Genomic DNA, 20,140 nt, shown 5'->3' on the forward strand with positions numbered 1-20,140 from the left:
TCAAAGGAACCTCATCCACCGAAGTGGACGGGGTATCAACTTCTGGCGTTGATTTTTGGCACGCTGTTGAGTTCTCAAGGAACGGACGCTTCCTTTGTACTCACCCGCAGTAACACTTACTGGGGCTTTCCTCCGGGCTTTCGTTCTTTCTTCGTTTCCGACTCTATCAGACTCTTTCGTGTCCGATTCCCGGTCGAAGCGGGTTTCGCTTTCCGGTTCCCGCTTTCGCGTTTCCCTTTCGGCGTTCCACCACTTTAGCGCCTGCCCTCCGCAACTCATAATCGAGCCGCCGGATTCGAATTCGGGCATGCCGAATTCGACCCCGTCAGGGGTGCGTCGTGGTGGTGGGTTGGCCGCTGCGGGGCTGTCGATGACAGTGACCCGTTCCAACGGCTCGGGCTACGTTAGGCGTCCGCCAAGGCCGAGTCAAGTTGAGCGGCGACGCGGCGCGTGGGCCCTGTACGGGCTCACCGTGGGGTCGTGCGCGATCCAGTAGCGGTAGGGGTGGCCGGCTCCGGCGCCGCCCACTCCCGTACGCGGACCGTTGCTGACCAGGTCGCGGGGGGTGGGGGTGCCGGCCAGCAGCGACAGCGGGGAATCGGGGCCGGCGCAGAGGTCGGCGCCGTCGAGGGCGCGGTCCACGGCCAGGGCGGTCGCGAGGCGGGCCGGCCCTTTGGCGAGTTCCTTGTCGCTTCTGGCCGAAAGTCGACGTTTGCGGGCGAGCTCGGCGCCCACCGTGATCTCGCCCGCCCGCAGCAGGACACCGCTCGCGTGGCCCGGCGGGCCGCACACCAGGTTGAGGCTGAACCACATGCCGTAGATGAAGTAGACGTACGCGTGTCCGGGCGGACCGAACATCGATGCGTTGCGCTGGGTGCGGCCGCGGTAGGCGTGGGAGCCGGGGTCGGCCTCGCCCTCGTACGCCTCGACCTCCGTGATGCGCAGTTCGATGGGGCCCTCGGGAGTGCGGCGGACCAGGGTGCGGCCGAGGAGGTCCGGGGCGACGGTGAGAACCGGGCGGTCGAAGAAAGACCGGGGCAGGGGCGTACGGTCGGTGCGCGCGCTCATCCGGTCGAGCGTACTGGAACGCGCCCTCCTGCAACCGGGGCCTAAGGTTCCGCGTATGTAAGGGGTAGTCGCACGAGCCTTCAAGGGGAGTCACGAATGGGGTTCAAGAAGCTGTTCGCCGCGCTGGGTGCCGGTGGTGCTTCGGTGGACACGATCATCACCGAGCCGAACGTGGTGCCCGGTGGCATCGTCCAGGGCGAGGTCCGCATCCAGGGCGGGTCCGTGGAGCAGCAGATCGAGGGGCTGAACGTCGGCCTCCAGGCCCGGGTCGAGGTGGAGGGCGGCGACCAGGAGTACAAGCAGGACATCGTCTTCACCAAGCAGCGGCTCGGCGGCGCCTTCAAGGTGCAGCCCGGCGCCCTGCACGTGGTGCCGTTCGGGCTGGAGATCCCCTGGGAGACCCCGATCACGCACTTCGAGGGCCACCACCTGCACGGGATGAACATCGGGGTCAGCACGGAGCTGGAGATCGCGCGGGCGGTGGACGCCGGCGACCTCGACCCGATCAACGTCCACCCGCTGCCGGCGCAGCAGGCGATCCTGGACGCGTTCCGCCGCCTCGGCTTCTCGTTCCGCAGCGCGGACATGGAGCGGGGGCACATCCGCGGCACGCGGCAGTCGCTGCCGTTCTACCAGGAGATCGAGTTCCTGCCGCCGTCGCAGTACCGGGGTCTGAACCAGGTGGAGCTGACGTTCATCGCCGACGGGCACGAGATGGACGTGGTGCTGGAGATGGACAAGAAGTCGGGTCTGTTCACCGAGGGCAGCGACACCTACCGCTGCTTCCAGGTGGGGCTCCACTCGTACGAGGGCACCGACTGGGCCGCGTACCTCAACCAGTGGATCGCTTCGGTGGGTTCGCAGCGCAACTGGTTCTAGGCTCGGGTCCGGTGCCGGGGCCGTCCGGCACCGGTTCGCGATCAGGAGGTTCAGCGTGGCCGAGCAGAAGAGGGCGCCCCTTCCGCACGACTTCCATCCGGAGGTACCCGCCTTCTCGGTGGAGAGTGCCGACCTGCAGCCGGGCGGGGAGCTGGGAGAGGCCCAGGTGCTGGAGGGCGGGAACGTCTCGCCGCACCTGCGGTGGGAGGGGTTCCCGGAGGGCACGAAGAGCTTCGCGGTGACCTGCTTCGACCCGGATGCGCCCACGGGCAGCGGGTTCTGGCACTGGGTGCTGTTCGATCTGCCCGCTTCGGTCACGGAGCTGCCGGCCGGGGCGGGCAGCGGGAAGTTCGAGGGGCTGCCCGCGGGGGCGGTGCACGTGCGCAACGACTACGGCACGAGCGACTTCGGCGGGGCGGCCCCGCCGGCCGGGGAGCGGCACCGGTACGTGTTCACGGTGTACGCGGTGGACCAGGAGAAGCTGGGTCCCGGTGCGGACGCGACGCCGGCGGCCGTCGGGTTCAACCTGCGCTTCCACACGCTGGGGCGGGCGCAGCTGGTCGGTGAGTACGAGGCGCCCGCGGGCTGATCGTTCGCTTTCCGTTTGCCCGGTCCTGGTCTAAAGACGACCAGGACCGGGCATTTTTATTGCGTTGTCCCGCGTGGCGCGCGCGGCCAGAGTGGTTGCGGGCCCTACAGCCAGGGTGGTCGCGGGCCTGCGCACGGGAGGTGGGCGAGATGCGGGACACGCTGGTGCTGAATGCGAGCTTCGAGCCGTTGTCGACGGTGACGTTGAACCGGGCCGTGGTGCTTGTGCTGCAGGACAAGGCGGTCGTCGAACAGTCGCATCCCGAACTGCGTGTCCGTGCCCAGGCGGTGGAGTTGCCGGTGCCGCGGGTGATCCGGTTGTGCAGGTACGTACGGGTGCCGTTCCGAAGACATGCCCCGTGGTCGCGGAGGGGGGTGCTGGTGCGCGACCAGCACCGGTGCGCGTACTGCGGGAAACGCGCGACGACGGTGGACCACGTGGTGCCGCGGGCGCAGGGCGGCGGTGACACGTGGCTGAACACGGTGGCCTCCTGCGCGGAGGACAACCACCGCAAGGCGGACCGGACGCCGGAGCAGGCGGGGATGCCCCTGCTGCGCAGGCCGTTCGTGCCGACGCCCACGGATGCGATGCTGTTCGGCCTCGCATCCGCGGAGCGCGAGGCGCTGCCGGAGTGGCTGGCGCCGTCGGCGTAGTGCTGTGTGGTGTGGCGGCGTCCCGTCCCCCCCGTTTTTCGAGGGGGGCGGGACGCTGTCGTGTGCGGGCTGGGGCGGGTCAGCGCGTCAGGAGCTGGACGATGGCGATGGTGCCGACGGCGACGATGACGGCGCGCAGGGCGGTGGGCGGGAGGCGGCGGCCGACTTTGGCGCCGATCTGGCCGCCGAGGGTGGAGCCGACGGCGATGAGGACGACGGCGGTCCAGTCGAAGTCGGCGACGAAGAGGAAGAAGACGGCGGCGATGCCGTTGACGAGGGCGGCGAGGACGTTCTTGACGGCGTTGATGCGCTGCAGGTCGTCGTGGAGGAGCAGGCCCATGAGGCCGAGGTACAGGACGCCTTGGGCGGCGCCGAAGTAGCCTCCGTACGCGCTGGCGAGCAGCATGCCGGCGAGCAGGGGCGTGCCGCCGTCGGGGTGGGCGGCCGGGCCGCCGGCGGCTTCCTGGCGGCGGCGCAGGGCGGCCGCGAGGCGGGGCTGGAGGACGACGAGCACGAGGGCGAGTCCGATGAGGACGGGGACGATCGTGTTGAAGGAGTCCGAGGGCAGGGTGAGGAGCAGGACGGCGCCGGCGAGTCCGCCGATGAGCGAGACGGCGCCGAGGCGGAGGATGCGGGCGCGCTGGCCCTGGAGCTCCTTGCGGTAGCCGATGGCTCCGCTGAGGGAGCCGGGTACGAGGCCGAGCGTGTTGGACACGTTGGCCGTTACCGGGCTGAGGCCGGTGGCGAGCAGGACCGGGAAGGTGATGAGGGTGCCGGAGCCGACGATGGTGTTGATGGTGCCGGCACCGATACCGGCGGCGAAGACCGCGGCTGCTTCCCAGGGCGACATCGACAGGAACGACGTGAACGACGTGAACGACGTGAACGACGTGAACATGGACATGGACTGGGCCATCCCCTTTGCATGGGTGAGACGCCTCCCCGCCATGAAGGTCGAGGGGCCTCACTGATCATGCAGGAGGGGACGGGCCGTCCGCTGCCCGGGGTCGGTCGCTGGGGTCAGTCGATGGGGGGCTGCTCGCGGCGGTCGCCGCCGTTGTTCCCGTTGTTGCCGTTGTTCCCGTTGGTGCCGTTGCTGTTTCCGTTGTTGCCGGTGGCCTTGGCGGAGTTGAGCGGGTTGAAGCCGGAGCCGCCGCCCATGGGGCCGAAGTTGCCCATGGCGCCGGAGAGGCCCTTGAGTGCGTCGCCGATCTCGCTGGGGACGATCCAGAGCTTGTTGGCGTCGCCCTCGGCGATCTTCGGGAGCATCTGGAGGTACTGGTAGGCGAGGAGCTTCTGGTCGGCGTCGCCGGCGTGGATGGACTCGAAGACGGTACGGATGGCCTGGGCTTCGCCCTCGGCCTTGAGGGCGGCGGCCTTGGCCTCGCCCTCGGCGCGGAGGATCGCGGACTGCTTCTCGCCCTCGGCCTTGAGGATCTCGGACTGGCGGACGCCCTCGGCCTGGAGGATGGAGGCGCGCTTGTCGCGGTCGGCGCGCATCTGCTTCTCCATCGAGTCCTGGATGGAGGTGGGCGGGTCGATGGCCTTGAGCTCGACGCGGTTGACGCGGATGCCCCACTTGCCGGTGGCCTCGTCGAGGACGCCGCGCAGGGCCGCGTTGATCTCCTCGCGGGAGGTGAGGGTCCGCTCCAGGTCCATGCCGCCGATGATGTTGCGCAGGGTGGTGACGGTGAGCTGCTCGATGGCCTGGATGTAGCTGGCGACCTCGTACGTCGCGGCGCGGGCGTCGGTCACCTGGTAGTAGATGACGGTGTCGATGTTGACGACCAGGTTGTCCTGGGTGATGACCGGCTGCGGCGGGAACGGCACGACCTGTTCGCGCAGGTCGATGCGGTTGCGGATGGAGTCGATGAACGGGACGACGATGTTGAGGCCCGCGTTGAGGGTGCGGGTGTAGCGGCCGAATCGTTCGACGATGGCGGCGCTGGCCTGCGGGATCACCTGGATCGTCTTGACCAGGGCGATGAAGACCAGAACCACCAGGATGATCAGGACGATGATGATCGGTTGCATGCGGTTCCCCGTGCCTTTCCGGCTGTCTGTGCTGCCCCGTTGAAGCGGAGTCTCGCAGACCCCGGGGCCGCGGGTCGGCTCCTTGGCTCACATGACGACGGCGGTGGCTCCGTCGATCTCGACGACGTCCACCTGCTGGCCCGGTTCGAAGGTGCTGTCGGCGTCGAGGGTGCGGGCGGACCAGATCTCGCCCGCGAGTTTGATGCGGCCTCCGCTGCCGTCGACGCGTTCGAGGACGAGGGCGGTTCTGCCTCTCAACGCGTCGATTCCGCTGCGGTGTTGGGGCTGCTGGTCGCGGTGGTGGTTGGCGATCGAGCGGACGACGGCGGTGAGCGCGACCGACACGATGACGAACACCAGGACCTGGGCCACGGCTCCCCCGCCGAAGGCCGCGGTGACGGCGGCGGCGACCGCGCCGATGGCGAACATACCGAACTCCGGCATGGCGGTCAGGACGAGGGGGATGCCCAGCCCGACCGCGCCGATGAGCCACCACACCCACGCGTCGATGTTCACATGGTCATGGTAGGTCGGGCGGGCGCGGTCGGGACAGGGTGCGGTCCGGTGCGGGGACCGGCACTAGCGCAGGGGCAGGCCCTGGGCGGTCCAGCGGTCGCCGTTCTGCTCGACGACGAGCGGGAGGCCGAAGCAGATCGAGAGGTTGCGGGAGGTGAGTTCGAGCTCGATGGGGCCGGCGGTCACGACCTTGCCCTGGCGGATCATCAGGACGTGGGTGAAGCCCGGGGCGATTTCCTCGACATGGTGGGTGACCATGGCCATGGAGGGCGCGAGCGGGTCGCGGGCGAGCCGGCCGAGGCGGCGTACGAGGTCCTCGCGGCCGCCGAGGTCGAGGCCGGCGGCGGGCTCGTCGAGGAGGAGGAGCTCCGGGTCCGTCATCAGGGCGCGGGCGATCAGGGTGCGCTTGCGCTCGCCCTCGGAGAGGGTGCCGAACTTCCGGTCGAGGTAGTCGGTCATGCCGAGGCGGTCGAGGAAGGCGCGGGCGCGCTGCTCGTCGACCTCCTCGTACTCCTCCTGCCAGGTGGCCGTCATGCCGTAGGCGGCGGTGAGGACGGTCTCCAGGACGGTCTGGCGCTTGGGGAGCTTGTCGGCCATGGCGATGCCGGCCATGCCGATGCGGGGGCGCAGCTCGAAGACGTCCACCTTGCCGAGGGTGCTGCCGAGGATGGTGGCGGTGCCCTTGGTGGGGAAGAGGTAGCTGGAGGCGACGTTGAGCAGGGTGGTCTTCCCGGCGCCGTTGGGGCCGAGGATGACCCAGCGCTCCCCTTCCTTGACCGACCAGGAGACCTGGTCCACCAGAGCCCGGCCCTCGCGGACCACGGATACGTCCTCCAGCTCCAGTACATCGCTCATGAGCGCGTTGTCTCCCCTTGCAGTGTCGGTTCGTCTGTGCACCGGTAGGCGGCGCAGCCCCAGAGGAAAACCTACGCCACTCGGCGAGGGGTCCGGGCGCCAGGATGGCAGCGGGGCCGGATCCGGGCCGGTCCGTAGAGTGGACGGATGCTTTTCGAACCACGTTCAGGGCGGCTGGCCGCCTGGGGGAACGCACTGCTGGCCGGTCTGGTCTCGCCCGACGAGGCCGTGCTGTCGATCGTGGGCGCGGATGCCGTGCACCGGGTGGAGGGGCTGCCGGGCGAGTCCGCTCCGGTGGGGCTGACGCTGGCGCTGGGGCGGCTGCGGGCGCTGGGGGTGACGGGCCTGCGGGTGGCGCTGCCGGCGCCGGGGCACCCGCTGGGGCTGAGCGGTCCGCCGGAGTTCAATGCGCGGGCGCTGGAGGCCGAGGAGGCGGTGATCGCCGTGGGGGCGGCACTGGGGCTGGTGCCGGAGGTCCGCGAGGCCGGGCCGGCGGGCGACGTGCACGTGGAGGTCCTGTGGCACTGCCTGCCGGTGCGGGAGGCGCCGCCGGCGGACGTGCCCTCGCTCGGTGAGGCGGAGCGGGAGCTGGCCGAGGCGGTGCGGGAGGCGACGGTGGTGCTGACGCGGCTGGACGTGGCGGCGTCGGGGCCGGCGGCGCAGGCCGCGCTGTCGGCGTACCGGGCGCGGGCGGAGGCCGGGCGGGAGGTGCTGGCTCCGGGGTATCCGGCGCGGGCGGTGCGGGTGCTGGCGCTGGCGCAGCGGGTGGAGCTGCTGGTGTCGATGGCGTACGAGCGCGGGCACGGCGGTGCGGTGGCGGCCTCGGAGATGGCGGCGCGGGCGGAGGCGCTGCGGCCGGTGGAGCGGGTGGCGCGGCGTGCGCTGGTCGCCGCGTACAACGCAGCGGTGGAGGAGCGGGAGCGGGGCTGAGCGCGCCGCCGCCGGGCGGGACGCGCCGGGCCCCGCCTCCCGGGGAGAGCGGGGGGAGGCGGGGCCGGTGGCGGGGGCGGCGTCAGTGGTTGACGCCCGTGTTGCCCCAGACGCCGTTCAGCAGGCCGACGACGGTGACGGTGTTGCCGACCACGTTCACGGGGACGTCCACGGGGGCCTGGACCAGGTTGCCGGAGGCCACGCCGGGCGAGCCGGCGGCCTCGCCGCAGGCCGAGGCCCCGCTGCCGTGGGCCGAGGAGACGCCGGCTCCCGCGGCAAGGAGGCCGCCCGCGATCAGGGTGATGAGCGTGGCCTTCTTGGTGTTCTTCACGTTCTCGTCCTCCAGAGCGTCTGCCGCGGCGTCCGCCGCGGCACGCCATGGAGAACGTCCGCTCCGCACCGGGGATACGCCATGTGGGCGACATCCACCCGACAGTATGAATTCCTTAACGGACGCCCTCAGCCGGCGGCGCCGTGCCGTACGGCCCACAGCGCCGCCTGGGTGCGGTCGGCGAGGTCCAGTTTCATCAGGATGTTCGAGACGTGGGTCTTGACCGTCTTCTCGGACAGGACGAGCGCGCGGGCGATCTCCCGGTTGGAGCGGCCGTCGGCGATGAGGGAGAGAACCTCCTGCTCGCGGTCGGTCAGGGAGCCGCCGCGCCCGGCGGCGGGCTGCTCCTCCTGCGAGAGCAGCGCCTCGGCCACCTCGGGCTGGAGCAGCACGTGCCCGGCGTGGACGGAGCGGATGGCCGCGGCCAGGGCATCGGGGTCGATGTCCTTGTAGACGTATCCGGCCGCACCGGCGCGCAGGGCGGGGACCACGGTGCGCTGCTCGGTGAAGCTGGTGACGATCAGCACGCGGGCGGGGTTCGCCCCGGCGCGCAGCCGGCGCAGGGCCTCGATGCCGTCGGTGCCGGGCATGGTGATGTCCATGAGGATGACGTCGGGCCTCAGCTCCTCGGCGCGGGCGGCGCCCTCGGCCCCGTCGGCGGCCTCGCCCACCACCTCGATGTCGTCCTGGACCTCCAGGAAGGTGCGCAGCCCGCGCCGGACGACCTGGTGGTCGTCGACGAGCAGCACGTGAATGCGGCTGCGGTCGCGGCCGGGGCGGGGGCCGGGGCGGGTGGTGGCGCTGCTCGGGTTCCGGTCGGGCGTGTCAGCCACCGGGGACCTCCATCTCGATCGTGGTGCCCGTGCCGGGCTCCGAGTGCACGGTGAGGCGGCCTCCGGCCCCGCTCGCCCGGTCGCGCATGGAGACCAGGCCCAGGTGGCGCCCGGCCGCGCGGACCGTGCCGGGGTCGAAGCCGCGGCCGTTGTCGGCGACGGTCAGGGCGGCTCCGGCGCCGCGGCGGGCGAGGACCACCTCGACGCGGTCGGCGCCGGAGTGGCGCAGGGCGTTGTGGAGGGCCTCCTGGGCCACGCGGAGCAGGGCCTCCTCCTGGCCGGCGGGCAGGGCCCGTATCCCCGCGCAGGTGAAGGTGACGCGCGCGCTGTGGGCGCGGTCCAGGACCCGGACCTGGTCGCGGAGGGTGGCGACGAGGCCGTCCTCGTCGAGGCCGGCGGGGCGCAGCTCGGTCACGGCGGCGCGCAGTTCGTCGGCGGCCTCGGCGGCGAGGGCGGCGACCTGCTGGAGCTCGTCCTTGGCGCGGGCCGGGTCGCGGTCGACGAGGGCGGCGGCGGCCTGGGCGGTCAGGCGCAGGGAGAACAGCTTCTGGCTGACGGCGTCGTGGAGCTCGTGGGCGAGGCGGGAGCGCTCCTCGGCGATGGTGAGTTCGCGGCTGCGCTCGTAGAGGCGGGCGTTGGTGAGGGCGATGGCGGCGTGCTGGGCGAGGAGGGCGAGGAGGTCCTCGTCCTCCTCGGTGAAGCCGCCCGGCGTGTTCTTGTTGGCGAGGAAGAGCGCGCCGAGGGTCTCCTCGCCGTCGCGGATGGGCCGGCCGAGGAAGTCGGACATCTCGGGGTGGGCGGCCGGCCAGCCCCCGAAGCGGGGGTCCTTGCGTACGTCGGCCAGCCGCTCGGCGCCCTCCTGGTGGAGCATCGCGGCGAGGATGCCGTGCTGGCGGGGCAGCGGGCCGATGCGGCGCCACTGCTCGTCGCTGATGCCGTCGACGACGAAGCGGGCGAAGCCCCCGTGGTCGTCCGGGACGCCGAGGGCGGCGTAGCGGGCGTCGAGCAGTTCGCGGGCGGAGGCGACGATCGTGCGCAGGACGTCGCGCACCTCGAGCCGGCGGCTCATGGCGAGCAGCGCGGTGCTGACGGCGGCGAGGCCGCGGCTGGGTCCGTGGTCCATGGGATCACCGTACTCGTGCGCTGACCTGCGGATTCGGGCGGTGGCGCGGCGCGCGGGGGCGGAGCGGTGGGATTTCGGTGACGTATTGCATTGCACCGGCAACCTTTGGTGAATCCGTTCCACGGCCGATGTGAGCCCGCGCATAGGACCCAGGTCACTTACGAAGGGGCCTAGTACACGTGTAAAGGTCGCGTCAGTACCGCTCTGCCGGGTGCGGAGGCCGGAATTCCGGGCTTGCGGGGGGCCCGTGATCCACTAAGCGGCTTCGTACGTCACACCTTTGCCAGCCTTTTTTGCCGCCGCTAAGAATTGCTCCCGTCGCACGGCGCCGCGGATCCCGGATCATCGCGGCGCTTTCCTGCGGCTCCCGCGATTCGAAGAGGTGGCTACGCATGTCCGAGACCAGCATCCCCGGCAAGATCCGTCGTCTGACCAAGACGCACAAGATCTTCGTCGCTGCCGCCACCATGGGCGCCGCCGCCCTCGCCGCCACCGTCGTCCCCGCCGCCACCGGCAACTCCGGAACGGCCGAGGCCGCCGTCGCCGCCCCCGCGGCGTGGACCAGCGTCGTGGACGGCACGCAGGCCCAGACCGCGCAGGTCCACCTCGTCGCGCAGCAGACCATCGCCGCCGGACGCGCCCAGGACGCTGCGGCCGCCGCCGCCGCGAAGGCGAAGGCCGAGGCCGCGGCCGCTGCGAAGGCCAAGGCCGAGGCCGCGGCCAAGGAGCGCGCCGCCAAGGCTGCCGCCAGCCGCTCGGCCGCCCGCAAGCCCGTGTACGCGAACAACCTTGACGGCTGGATCAAGGAGTCGCTCGCGATCATGAAGGAACACAAGATCCCGGGCACCTACAACGGCCTGTACAAGAACATCATGCGCGAGTCGAGCGGCAACCCGCGGGCGATCAACCTGTGGGACATCAACGCCAAGAACGGCGTCCCCTCGATCGGCCTGCTGCAGATCATCAAGCCGACCTTCCTCGCGTACCACGTCCCCGGCACCCCGCTGGACCAGTACCACCCGGTCGCCAACATCGTCGCCGCGGCCAACTACGCCGCCGACCGCTACGGCTCGATCGACAACGTCAACAGCGCCTACTAGGCCTGGCGGCGGAGCAGCACCTCGTACATGCGCCTCAGGGCGGCACCCGGATCCGGGGGTGCCGCCCTGAGGCGTTTCGTGGTGCGGGACGCGCGGACCCGTGCGGGGCCGGTCCTGCTAGTTGCGCATGACCTCGGGCTCGTGGCGGCGCAGCAGGCGCTGGACCGCGAAGCCGCAGGCGATGCCGAGGGCGAGCAGGACGATGATGTTCAGCGTCCACTGGCCGGCCGTGGCGTCCCAGAGCGGGTCGGTGTTCTCCGGGTGCTGCTGGTCGAACGGTGCCATCAGCTTGGCGAGGTTCAGGGTCGTGCCGGCGGCGGCGATGGCCCAGCGGGAGGGCATCAGCCAGGCGAACTGCTCCAGGCCGGGCTTGTCGTAGATCTGGAACAGCAGGCCCGTGAACACGACCTGGACGATCGCGAACATGACCAGCAGCGGCATGGTCTTCTCGGCGGTCTTCACCAGCGAGGAGATCACCAGGCCGAACATCATCGAGGTGAGGCCGAGCGCGATCACCGAGATGCACAGCTCGGTGGCCGGGTCCATGAACACGCCGTCGACCGGGAGCTTGCGCGGGGTGAAGGCGATCGCGCACATGATCACGCTCTGGAAGGCGGTGATGACGCCGAGGACGATCACCTTCGACATCAGGTACGCCGACCGGGACAGGCCCGTCGCGCGTTCCCGCTCGTAGATGACGCGTTCCTTGATCAGCTCACGGACCGAGTTGGCGGAACCGGAGAAGCACATGCCGACCGCGAGGATCAGCATGATCGTGCCGGCGTCGCCGTTGAAGCGGCTCGGCGGCGTCGGCGGCGCCAGGCCGAACTTCGCCGGGATCACCGTGGAGACGATGCCGATGACCGCGGGCATGATCACCATGAGGGCCAGGAAGCCCCGGTCCGACGCGATGACGGACAGGTAGCGGCGCATCAGCGTCCACAGCTGGTCGCCCCAGCCCTGCGCCTTCGGCGGGATCATCTGCTGCGGCTGCATCGCGACCTGCTGCGGGGCCACGGCGTCGAGGTCGGCGGCGTACAGCTGGTAGTGCTGCGAGCCCTTCCAGCGGCCGGCCCAGTCGTAGTCGCGGTAGTTCTCGAAGGCCGAGAAGACGTCCGCCCAGGTGCTGTAGCCGAAGAAGTTCAGCGCCTCGTCCGGCGGGCCGAAGTACGCGACCGAGCCGCCCGGCGCCATGACCAGCAGCTTGTCGCACAGGGACAGCTCGGCCACGGAGTGGGTGACGACGAGGACGGTGCGGCCGTCGTCGGCGAGGCCGCGCAGCAGCTGCATGACGTCGCGGTCCATGCCCGGGTCGAGGCCGGAGGTCGGCTCGTCCAGGAAGATCAGCGACGGCTTGGTCAGCAGCTCCAGGGCCACGGAGACGCGCTTGCGCTGGCCGCCCGAGAGCGCGGTGATCTTCTTGTCCTTGTGGATGTCGAGCTTGAGCTCGCGCAGCACCTCGTCGATGCGGGCGGCGCGCTCGGACTCGGCGGTGTCGCCGGGGAAGCGGAGCTTGGCGGCGTACTTCAGGGCCGTCGCGACCTTGAGCTCCTTGTGCAGGATGTCGTCCTGCGGGACCAGGCCGATGCGCTGGCGGAGCTCCGCGAACTGCTTGTACAGGTTGCGGTTGTCGTAGAGGACCTCGCCCTCGTTGGCCGGGCGGTAGCCGGTCAGCGCCTTGAGCAGGGTCGACTTGCCGGAGCCGGAGGGGCCGATGACGCCGATCAGCGACTTCTCCGGGACGCCGAAGGTGACGTCCTTGAGGATCTGCTTGCCGCCGTCGACCGTGACCGTGAGGTGGCGGGCCGAGAAGGAGACGTCGCCGGAGTCGACGAACTCCTCCAGCCGGTCGCCGACGATCCGGAACGTGGAGTGGCCGACACCGACGATGTCGTTCGGGCCGAGCAGCGCGGTGCCGGACTTGGCCAGCGGCTGGCCGTTGACGTAGGTGCCGTTGTGGCTGCCGAGGTCGTGGATCTCGAAGCGGCCGCCCGTGGAGCGGAACTCCGCGTGGTGGCGCGAGACCTGGAGGTCGGAGACGACGAGCTCGTTGTCCAGGGCACGGCCGATGCGCATGACGCGGCCGACGGCGATCTGGTGGAAGGTCGTCGGGCTGCGGTCGCCGCCGTAGCCGGGCTGGGCCGCGGGGGCGGCGCCCTGCTGGTGCGGGAACTGCGGCTGGTGCTGCTGGTGATGCTGCTGCGGCTGGTGCTGCTGCGGCCAGCCCTGCTGCGGCTGCTGGGCCGGCGGCTGGTAGGCGGGGGCCTGGCCCTGCACCGGCGCCTGATAGGCCGGGGCCTGCGCCTGGGCCGGAGCCTGGTAGGCCGGGGCCTGCTGCTGCGGCGCGGCCTGGTGCGGCACCGCGTGCTGCGGTGCGCCGGCGACGCTCAGATTCAGCCGCGGACCGTCGGTCGCGTTGCCCAGGTGGACGGGCGTGCCCGGCACGAGCTCCGTCTGCTGGACCCTCGCACCGTGCACGTACGTGCCGTTGGTGCTGCCGTGGTCCTCGATGCCCCAACCGCGGCCGTTCCAGGCGATGGTGGCATGGCGCCAGGAGACCCGGGCGTCGTCGATCACCACGTCTCCCTGGGGGTCGCGCCCCAGCGAGTACGACCTGGACGGATCGAGCGTCCAGGTCCTTCCGTTCAATTCCAGTACGAGTTCCGGCACTCCAGCCCCACTTAGGTCCCCCGAGAATCCCCCTGGCCGTCAGGAGGTCCGACGTCAGGGAGTCTAGGGATGGCTAACATCCGGGGGAACTATTTCAGGCCTGCGCCCACATGTGGAATCGGGGCCTTGCCGCAGGGGCTGCGCCTGCCCGTTGGCGGGGTCGAAAGCCACCCGGAGAGTGAGATACGGGACTTCTCGCCGGTCGGTGCCGCTCCCGTACGGCCCGAATCGGGGGCGGCGGGGGCGCCGCATTCGTTGGGGAAACGTGATCCTTCCCGGCGCGGCCCGCCCGCCCGGCCCCCCGCCGAGGGGGCCGCGCCGGGTTAGGCGTGCCCGTCGCCGACCCCTCCGGCGGCCCACTCGGGCGACGCCCCCGGCCGCGAACGACGCGGGCCTCGCCGGCGCGAAGCCGTCCTCCTCCCCGCGGTCCCGCACATGCGGCTCGAGACCCGGCCCGGCCCCGGTCCCGTGCACTCCGCGCCCGGCGCGCTCAACCGCCGCGCGGGCTGAATCAGCCCCACCGGCACCCGGGGCGCGGGGCCCTGGGGGTCCCCCGGACGCAATCGGGGGAAGGGCGCGGCCGAGCCCCTGGGCGGGACCTGGGCGCAGCCCCAGGCGGGTGCAGGACACAGCCCAAGCGGGACCCGGACCGCAGCCCCGCGGCCGGGGCCCCGGCTGGGACCGGAGCGAAGCCCAGGCCGGCGCGGGACGGGCTGCGTCCCGCACTCGCGCGGGGCTACGCCCCGGATCGGCCTGGGGCTTCGCTCCGGTCCCAGCCACAGACCCCAGCCGGTGGGCCGCGTCCCGCGCGGGCTGGCTTCGCCGCGGTTCCAGCCGCGGACTCCGGCCGCTGGGCTGTGCCCCGGACTGGCCTGGGCCTGCGTACCCCCGGGGGTCCAGGGCGCAACCCCAACCGGGGGCCGGGGCGTAGTCCCGCAGTGGGGGCCGGGGCGTAGTCCCGGTTTCGGGAAGGGGCGGGGAGGGAGAACGCTCCGCGCAGCGGGCCCCCCCGGCGCCGGTGGCCCGCTGCGCGGCGGGGCGGGGGCACGCCATGCCGCTGCCTCGGTGGGGCGCGGCTGCCGGGCCGGATCTCGGGACTCGTCCGCGCCCGGGTCCGGGGCGGAGGCTCGCCGGCCGTACCGGCGGTCCGCCCTGGCTACGGCCCCTGGGCGGCCGGCTGCGCTCACCGGCGGGTCCGGGGACGAGGGCGGGACGGGACTGCCCCCCCTCCGGCGCCGCCGGGTTCCGGGCGGGGCCGGCGGCTCCGAACCGGGGCCAGCTCCCCGGCGCCGACCCCCCTTCCGGCAGTCCGGCCCCGTGCGCGGGAGTGGGCGGGGCGGGGCGCCGTCTCACCCGGCCGGGCCGGGTCGGGCCGACGCGCGGGGCGGTCCCGGTGGGTGGGACGGGGGTCGGCCCCCGCGGGGCGGGAAGATACGGTGAGAGCACCATGAGCGCTTCGCAGACCTCCGACGTCCCCACCCTCCTCGTCAAGATCTTCGGCAAGGACCGTCCCGGGATCACCGCCGGGCTGTTCGACACCCTCGCCGCCTACTCCGTCGACGTCGTCGACATCGAGCAGGTCGTCACCCGCGGCCGCATCGTCCTGTGCGCCCTCGTCACCCGGCCGGCCGGCGGAGCCGAGGGCGAGCTGCGGGCCACCGTCCACAGCTGGGCCGAGTCGCTCAAGATGCAGGCCGAGATCCTCTCCGGCACCGGCGACAACCGGCCGCGCGGCAGCGGCCGCTCCCACGTCACCGTCCTCGGGCACCCGCTGACCGCCGAGTCCACGGCGGCGATCGCTGCCCGGATCACCGCCACCGGCGGCAACATCGACCGCATCTTCCGGCTGGCCAAGTACCCGGTGACGGCGGTGGAGTTCGCCGTGTCCGGCTGTGAGACCGAGCCGCTGCGCACCGCCCTGGCCACCGCCGCCGCGCACATCGGGGTCGACGTGGCCGTGGTCTCGGCCGGCCTGCACCGCCGGGCGCAGCGCCTGGTCGTGATGGACGTGGACTCCACCCTGATCCAGGACGAGGTCATCGAGCTGTTCGCGGCGCACGCGGGCTGCGAGGCCGAGGTCGCCGAGGTGACCGAGCGGGCGATGCGCGGCGAGCTGGACTTCGAGCAGTCGCTGCACGCGCGCGTCGCGCTGCTGGAAGGGCTCGACGCGTCGGTGGTGGACAAGGTCCGCGCGGAGGTGCGGCTGACGCCGGGCGCGCGGACCCTGATCCGGACCCTGAAGCAGCTGGGCTACCAGGTGGGTGTGGTCTCCGGCGGGTTCACGCAGGTCACGGACGATCTGCAGGACCGGCTGGGGCTGGACTTCGCCTCGGCCAACACCCTGGAGATCGTCGACGGCAAGCTGACGGGCCGGGTCACCGGCGACATCGTGGACCGGGCAGGCAAGGCCCGGCTGCTGCGCCGCTTCGCCGCGGAGGCGGGAGTGCCGCTGGAGCAGACGGTGGCCATCGGCGACGGCGCCAACGACCTGGACATGCTGAACGCGGCCGGGCTGGGCGTGGCCTTCAACGCCAAGCCGGTGGTCCGCGAGGCGGCGCACACCGCGGTGAACGTGCCGTTCCTGGACACGGTGCTGTACCTGCTCGGGATCACGCGCGAGGAGGTCGAGGCGGCCGGGCTGACCTGAGCGGCGGCGGTTCCCCACGTACGCGAGGGGCGGGCCCCGGCGGATCGACCGCCGGGGCCCGCCCCCGTCGTACGCGCGCCGGCCGGCGGGGCCGGTCAGTGCTCCTTGGGGGTCCAGTAGTCGATCAGGGTGCCGACCCCGTGCTCCAGGGTCTTCCAGGAACCGGTGAAGGAGACGATCGCGAGGGCCGCGGTCGGGAAGCCGGTCCTGGTCATGCGGGCCAGGGTGTCGCCCTCCGCGCGCCCGGAGAGGGCGTCGGCGAGGGCGTGCATGCCGGGATTGTGGCCGATGACGAGGAGGTCCTGGACCTCGTCGGAGGTTTCGTTGAGGAGGGCGATGAGCTCGCCGAGCGAGGCGTCGTAGAGCCGCTCCTCGTACGTGGTCTTCGGGCGGTGCGGCAGCGCCTGGACGGCGAGCTTCCAGGTCTCGCGCGTGCGGGCTGCGGTGGAGCAGAGGGCCAGGTCGAAGGCGATGCCGGTGGCGGCCAGCTTCAGACCGACGGCCGGTGCGTCCTTGCGGCCGCGTTCCGCCAGGGGGCGGTCGTGGTCGGCGACCTGCGGCCAGTCGGCCTTGGCGTGCCGGAGGAGGACGATCCTGCGGGGTGTGTCGGCGCTCATGGCTCCCAGCTTCGCACGGATCGAGGGGCGGGGCGCAGGGTGTTGGAGGAGGCTCGCGGCGCGGGTGCGGGGCGCGCCCGGGCGCGTACGGGCGCGGCGCGCCGCAGGTCAGCCCGCGGCGCTCAGGAGCTGTTCGGTGACCTGGACGAGCGGGGAGGGGGCTCCGGAGTGGGCGTGGGCCTCGCCCGATCCGGCGAGGAGCAGCAGGAGCAGTCCGAAGGCGAGGGCGGGCAGGGCCAGCGCCCACCAGTGCAGCCGGGCGTTGGCGCCGAGGGCTCGGGGTGCGGGGGTGTGCGTGGGGGCCGACATGGCCGCCTCCGTGGGTGCTCGGGTGGGTCGGACTCGCTCCTTCGAATCTAGGGATCCGAAGGGGCGGTTCCCATCCGGGGCACACCCCAGAAGACCCTGAAGCAGGCCCCCTAGGGGTGGGTGGGGACAACCCCACCCTCCGGGCCGGCCGCGGCGCCGGGGGTCAGGGGGAGGCGACCGTCGCGATCACGGCGATGATCACGGTGATGGCGAGGATGGCCCCCAGCACCATGCCGAGCTTCTTGCGGCCGTCCTGGGGATGTGGTTCGAGTACGGGCGACATGTCCCTCAGTCTCGCATGCCCCGTTCGTCCTCGATCGTGCGGTCCCGGCCGGCGAGGACGCCGAGGGCGATCTGCGGGACGAGCAGGCAGGTCATGAGGGTCAGCGGGAGGTCCCAGCCGCCGCTGTGCTGGTAGAGGGCGCCGATGAGGAGCGGGCCGGGGATGGAGACGAGGTAGCCGGTGCTCTGGGCGAAGGCGGAGAGCCTGACGACGCCGCCGGGGGTGCGCGCCCTCAGGCCGATCATGGTGATGGCGAGGGGGAAGGCGCAGTTGGAGAGGCCGAGCAGCAGGGCCCAGGCCCAGGCGCCGGCCGCGGGGGCGAAGTGGAGGCCGCTGTAGCCGACGAGGCCGAAGGCGCCGAGGCCGGCGGCGATGGCGCCCTGGTGGCGCATCCGGCCCGCGAGGTTGGGGATGACGAAGGCGAGCGGGACGCCCATGAACATGGTGACGGCGAGCAGGACGCCCGCGGCGGAGGCGGAGACCCCGGCGTCGCGGAAGATCTGGGGCAGCCAGCCCATGGTGACGTACGCCCCGGTGGCCTGGAGGCCGAAGTAGCCGGCGAGGGCCCAGGCGGTGCGGCTGCGGACGACGGAGGGGCCCGCGGCCGGTGCCGGCGCGGCAGGAGCGGTGGCGGATCCGCCCGCGGCCCCGCCCGCGCTGCCGCCCGCGGCCCGCTGCTCGCGGCGTACGGACGCGGCGACGGGCAGCCACGGCACGACGGCGGCCACGGCCGGCGCGGCCCAGACCAGCAGGCCCGTGCGCCAGCTGCCGCCGAGGGCGGAGGTCAGCGGGACGGTCGCGGCGGCGGCGAGCGAGGTACCGACGGCCAGGGCCATGGAGTACAGGCCGGTCATGGTGCCGACGCGGTCCGGGAACCAGCGCTTGACGATCACCGGGAGCAGCACGTTGGTCAGGGCGATGCCCGCCAGGGACAGGGCGCTGGCGGCGAGGAAGCCGGCGGCGCCGTGCGTGAAGGGCCGGATCAGCAGGCCCGCGGCGACGGCGGCCATGCCGGCGCAGACGACGGCGGCGGGGCCGAAGCAGCGGGAGAGCCGTGGCGCGGTGACGCCGAAGACGGCGAAGCACAGGGCCGGGACGGAGGTGATCAGTCCGGCGACCGTTCCGCTCATGCCGAGGCCGTCGCGGACCTCCTCGAAGAGGGCGCCGAGGCTGGTGATGGCGGGCCGCAGGTTGAGGGCGGCGAGGACGATTCCGGCGAGGAGTACGGGGCCGAGCCAGCCTGGTTGCGCGGGGGCGGGAGCCGGTGCGGGAACGGCGGGGCGGGGGCCCGGGACGGCGGGGTGCGCGGCGCGGGGCCGGTTCAGGGTCGGGGTGGGGGGCTCTTCGTCGGACATTCACCCATCATAGAATCATGGGATGATTGACTGTCCACTGCCCGAGGGGATCCTTTCCGTATGCCGCTGACCTCGCCCCGCCGGTCCGCCCTCGTCGACCAGGTGATCGCCCAGCTCAGGAACCAGATCACCTCCGGCGAGTGGCCGGTGGGCGCCCGCATCCCGACCGAGCCGGAGCTGGTGGAGCTGCTGGGCGTCGCCCGCAACACCGTCCGGGAGGCCGTGCGGGCCCTCGCGCACAACGGGCTCCTCGACATCCGGCAGGGCTCGGGCACGTACGTCCTGGCCACCAGCGAGCTGGCCGGGGTGATGCACCGCCGCTTCGCGGGCGCCGACCCCCGGCACATCGCCGAGCTCCGCTCGACGCTGGAGTCCTCCGCGGCCCGGCTGGCGGCGGAGCGGCGCACCGAGCGGGACATCGCGCAGCTGGACGCGCTGCTGGCGCGCCGCGAGGAGGCCTGGGCCGGCGGGGATCCGGAGGTGTTCGTCGCCGCGGACGTGGCCCTGCACATGGCGGTGGTGGCGGCCTCGCACAACGAGGTGCTGATCGAGCTGTACGCGGACCTCGGCGACCTGGTGGCCGACTGGCTGCGCACGGACGTGGGCACGGACCTGGATCCCGCGGTGCACCTGGACCACGCCCGGCTGATCGAGGCGATCCGACGCGGGGACGGGGACGCGGCCGCCTCGGAGGCGGCGGGCTACCCCTTCGCCTGCCTCGGCAGGCAGTAGCCGCGCGCTCCGTCACGACCCCCGGTCGGCGGGCGGCCCCCGGTCGGCGGGCGGCCCTCACCGCGGGCGGCGCTCACGGCCTCTGGTGGGTGACCCAGGCGGAGCGGACCTCCTTCCAGCAGCGGCCGACGAGCTCGACCCGCCCGGCCGGTCCCACCGGCACCGGTGCGGGGTCGGAGTCCAGGTCCCACCAGCGGTCGCACTCCACGTGCAGCCGGACCAGGTCGGTCTCCGGATAGCCGTTGTGGCAGTTGGCCAGCACCTGCGAGCCCTCGATCACCGTCTCGCAGTCGGCGCCGAACAGCTCCGCGGCCCCGGAGGGCGGGGGCGGCACGGGCGGCTCGACGGGCAGGTCGGCGACGTCCACGACGACCGGGGCGCCCGCCTCGGAGCCGTACACCGGCCCGCCCGCATCGGGCTGGGCGATGGCCCCGGGGATCAGCAGGCCCGTCAGGACCACGGAGGTGACGAGCAGCGACACCGCCCGGCTCGGCCTCGTGCCCACTGCCTTACCTCCTCCCCGCACCGGCCGGGAAGATCCCGACCCGGTCAGTTTGCAGGGTTCTGTCCCGCTTTTCGACTCGGGACGGGCCCGTCGGAGGGCGCACATCTGATC

General features: G+C 72.4%; 22 protein-coding genes. 8 read left to right on the forward strand and 14 right to left on the reverse strand.

What is annotated here, in order from left to right:
- Positions 1-258: hypothetical protein (locus AB0953_RS18920; RefSeq protein WP_366860634.1), on the forward strand; the 258-nt coding region annotated here is incomplete at its 5' end.
- A 168-nt stretch (positions 259-426) separates the two neighbouring features.
- Here AB0953_RS18920 and AB0953_RS18925 read toward each other — a convergent pair.
- A complete protein-coding gene (locus AB0953_RS18925; RefSeq protein ID WP_366860635.1) occupies positions 427-1,068 on the reverse strand; it encodes a DNA-3-methyladenine glycosylase in 642 nt (213 codons plus the stop codon).
- A gap of 96 nt (positions 1,069-1,164) precedes the next feature.
- Between AB0953_RS18925 and AB0953_RS18930 the strand changes: the two genes are divergently transcribed.
- The 3 genes from AB0953_RS18930 (at position 1,165) to AB0953_RS18940 (ending at position 3,189) form a co-directional block, all read left to right on the forward strand.
- Entirely contained in the window at positions 1,165-1,947 is a 783-nt protein-coding gene (locus AB0953_RS18930) for a sporulation protein (RefSeq protein ID WP_366860636.1), read from the forward strand.
- 55 nt (positions 1,948-2,002) lie between these two features.
- A complete protein-coding gene (locus tag AB0953_RS18935) occupies positions 2,003-2,536 on the forward strand; it encodes a YbhB/YbcL family Raf kinase inhibitor-like protein (protein ID WP_366860637.1) in 534 nt (177 codons plus the stop codon).
- 149 nt (positions 2,537-2,685) lie between these two features.
- On the forward strand, positions 2,686-3,189 hold the full coding sequence (locus tag AB0953_RS18940) for an HNH endonuclease (protein WP_366860638.1): 504 nt from the start codon (positions 2,686-2,688) through the stop codon (positions 3,187-3,189).
- 79 nt (positions 3,190-3,268) lie between these two features.
- On the opposite strand, the gene AB0953_RS18945 is transcribed toward AB0953_RS18940, so the two are convergent.
- The 4 genes from AB0953_RS18945 to AB0953_RS18960 all read right to left on the reverse strand — a co-directional run bounded on the left by AB0953_RS18945 (position 3,269) and on the right by AB0953_RS18960 (position 6,594).
- The gene (locus AB0953_RS18945; protein WP_366860793.1) at positions 3,269-4,039 is read right to left on the reverse strand and encodes a sulfite exporter TauE/SafE family protein; all 771 of its coding nucleotides are present in this window, start codon (positions 4,037-4,039) and stop codon (positions 3,269-3,271) included.
- Between the two features lie 170 nt (positions 4,040-4,209).
- Entirely contained in the window at positions 4,210-5,223 is a 1,014-nt protein-coding gene (locus tag AB0953_RS18950; protein WP_366860639.1) for an SPFH domain-containing protein, read from the reverse strand.
- A gap of 87 nt (positions 5,224-5,310) precedes the next feature.
- The gene (locus AB0953_RS18955) at positions 5,311-5,739 is read right to left on the reverse strand and encodes an NfeD family protein (RefSeq protein WP_366860640.1); all 429 of its coding nucleotides are present in this window, start codon (positions 5,737-5,739) and stop codon (positions 5,311-5,313) included.
- Between the two features lie 63 nt (positions 5,740-5,802).
- Complete coding sequence (locus AB0953_RS18960; RefSeq protein ID WP_366860641.1) at positions 5,803-6,594, reverse strand: ABC transporter ATP-binding protein; 792 nt, start codon at positions 6,592-6,594, stop codon at positions 5,803-5,805.
- A gap of 147 nt (positions 6,595-6,741) precedes the next feature.
- Between AB0953_RS18960 and AB0953_RS18965 the strand changes: the two genes are divergently transcribed.
- A complete protein-coding gene (locus tag AB0953_RS18965; RefSeq protein WP_366860642.1) occupies positions 6,742-7,524 on the forward strand; it encodes a hypothetical protein in 783 nt (260 codons plus the stop codon).
- An 82-nt stretch (positions 7,525-7,606) separates the two neighbouring features.
- On the opposite strand, the gene AB0953_RS18970 is transcribed toward AB0953_RS18965, so the two are convergent.
- The 3 genes from AB0953_RS18970 to AB0953_RS18980 all read right to left on the reverse strand — a co-directional run bounded on the left by AB0953_RS18970 (position 7,607) and on the right by AB0953_RS18980 (position 9,811).
- The gene (locus AB0953_RS18970) at positions 7,607-7,855 is read right to left on the reverse strand and encodes a chaplin (RefSeq protein WP_366860643.1); all 249 of its coding nucleotides are present in this window, start codon (positions 7,853-7,855) and stop codon (positions 7,607-7,609) included.
- A 128-nt stretch (positions 7,856-7,983) separates the two neighbouring features.
- Complete coding sequence (locus AB0953_RS18975) at positions 7,984-8,610, reverse strand: response regulator transcription factor (RefSeq protein ID WP_366860794.1); 627 nt, start codon at positions 8,608-8,610, stop codon at positions 7,984-7,986.
- Positions 8,611-8,680: 70 nt separating this feature from the next.
- The gene (locus AB0953_RS18980) at positions 8,681-9,811 is read right to left on the reverse strand and encodes a GAF domain-containing sensor histidine kinase (RefSeq protein WP_366860644.1); all 1,131 of its coding nucleotides are present in this window, start codon (positions 9,809-9,811) and stop codon (positions 8,681-8,683) included.
- 392 nt (positions 9,812-10,203) lie between these two features.
- Between AB0953_RS18980 and AB0953_RS18985 the strand changes: the two genes are divergently transcribed.
- Positions 10,204-10,911 carry a transglycosylase SLT domain-containing protein gene (locus AB0953_RS18985; RefSeq protein WP_366860645.1) on the forward strand — a complete coding sequence of 236 codons (708 nt, stop codon included), beginning with the start codon at positions 10,204-10,206 and terminating at the stop codon, positions 10,909-10,911.
- 117 nt (positions 10,912-11,028) lie between these two features.
- Here AB0953_RS18985 and AB0953_RS18990 read toward each other — a convergent pair whose 3' ends face one another.
- Positions 11,029-13,560, reverse strand: coding sequence for an FHA domain-containing protein (locus AB0953_RS18990; protein ID WP_366860646.1), 2,532 nt, complete (start codon positions 13,558-13,560; stop codon positions 11,029-11,031).
- Positions 13,561-15,028: 1,468 nt separating this feature from the next.
- On the opposite strand from AB0953_RS18990, the gene serB reads away from it, so the two are divergent.
- Positions 15,029-16,228 (forward strand): phosphoserine phosphatase SerB, encoded by a 1,200-nt coding sequence (gene serB, locus AB0953_RS18995; protein ID WP_366860647.1) that lies wholly within the window; start codon positions 15,029-15,031, stop codon positions 16,226-16,228.
- 95 nt (positions 16,229-16,323) lie between these two features.
- On the opposite strand, the gene AB0953_RS19000 is transcribed toward serB, so the two are convergent.
- The 4 genes from AB0953_RS19000 to AB0953_RS19015 all read right to left on the reverse strand — a co-directional run bounded on the left by AB0953_RS19000 (position 16,324) and on the right by AB0953_RS19015 (position 18,792).
- Complete coding sequence (locus AB0953_RS19000) at positions 16,324-16,845, reverse strand: histidine phosphatase family protein (protein ID WP_366860648.1); 522 nt, start codon at positions 16,843-16,845, stop codon at positions 16,324-16,326.
- A 108-nt stretch (positions 16,846-16,953) separates the two neighbouring features.
- Positions 16,954-17,154 (reverse strand): hypothetical protein, encoded by a 201-nt coding sequence (locus AB0953_RS19005; protein WP_366860649.1) that lies wholly within the window; start codon positions 17,152-17,154, stop codon positions 16,954-16,956.
- Between the two features lie 163 nt (positions 17,155-17,317).
- Positions 17,318-17,437: an SGM_5486 family transporter-associated protein gene (locus AB0953_RS19010; RefSeq protein WP_366860650.1), complete on the reverse strand. Its 120-nt coding sequence runs from the start codon at positions 17,435-17,437 to the stop codon at positions 17,318-17,320.
- Positions 17,438-17,442: 5 nt separating this feature from the next.
- Entirely contained in the window at positions 17,443-18,792 is a 1,350-nt protein-coding gene (locus AB0953_RS19015) for an MFS transporter (protein ID WP_366860651.1), read from the reverse strand.
- Positions 18,793-18,852: 60 nt separating this feature from the next.
- On the opposite strand from AB0953_RS19015, the gene AB0953_RS19020 reads away from it, so the two are divergent.
- On the forward strand, positions 18,853-19,524 hold the full coding sequence (locus AB0953_RS19020) for a FadR/GntR family transcriptional regulator (RefSeq protein WP_366860652.1): 672 nt from the start codon (positions 18,853-18,855) through the stop codon (positions 19,522-19,524).
- Positions 19,525-19,597: 73 nt separating this feature from the next.
- Here the strand turns inward: AB0953_RS19020 and AB0953_RS19025 are convergent, their stop codons facing one another.
- A complete protein-coding gene (locus AB0953_RS19025) occupies positions 19,598-20,029 on the reverse strand; it encodes a hypothetical protein (RefSeq protein ID WP_366860653.1) in 432 nt (143 codons plus the stop codon).
- Between the last annotated feature and the right edge of the window lie 111 nt (positions 20,030-20,140).

Origin of the sequence: Streptomyces sp. NPDC046866 (genome assembly GCF_040704625.1) — a bacterium.
In the GTDB taxonomy this organism is placed as follows: domain Bacteria; phylum Actinomycetota; class Actinomycetes; order Streptomycetales; family Streptomycetaceae; genus Streptomyces.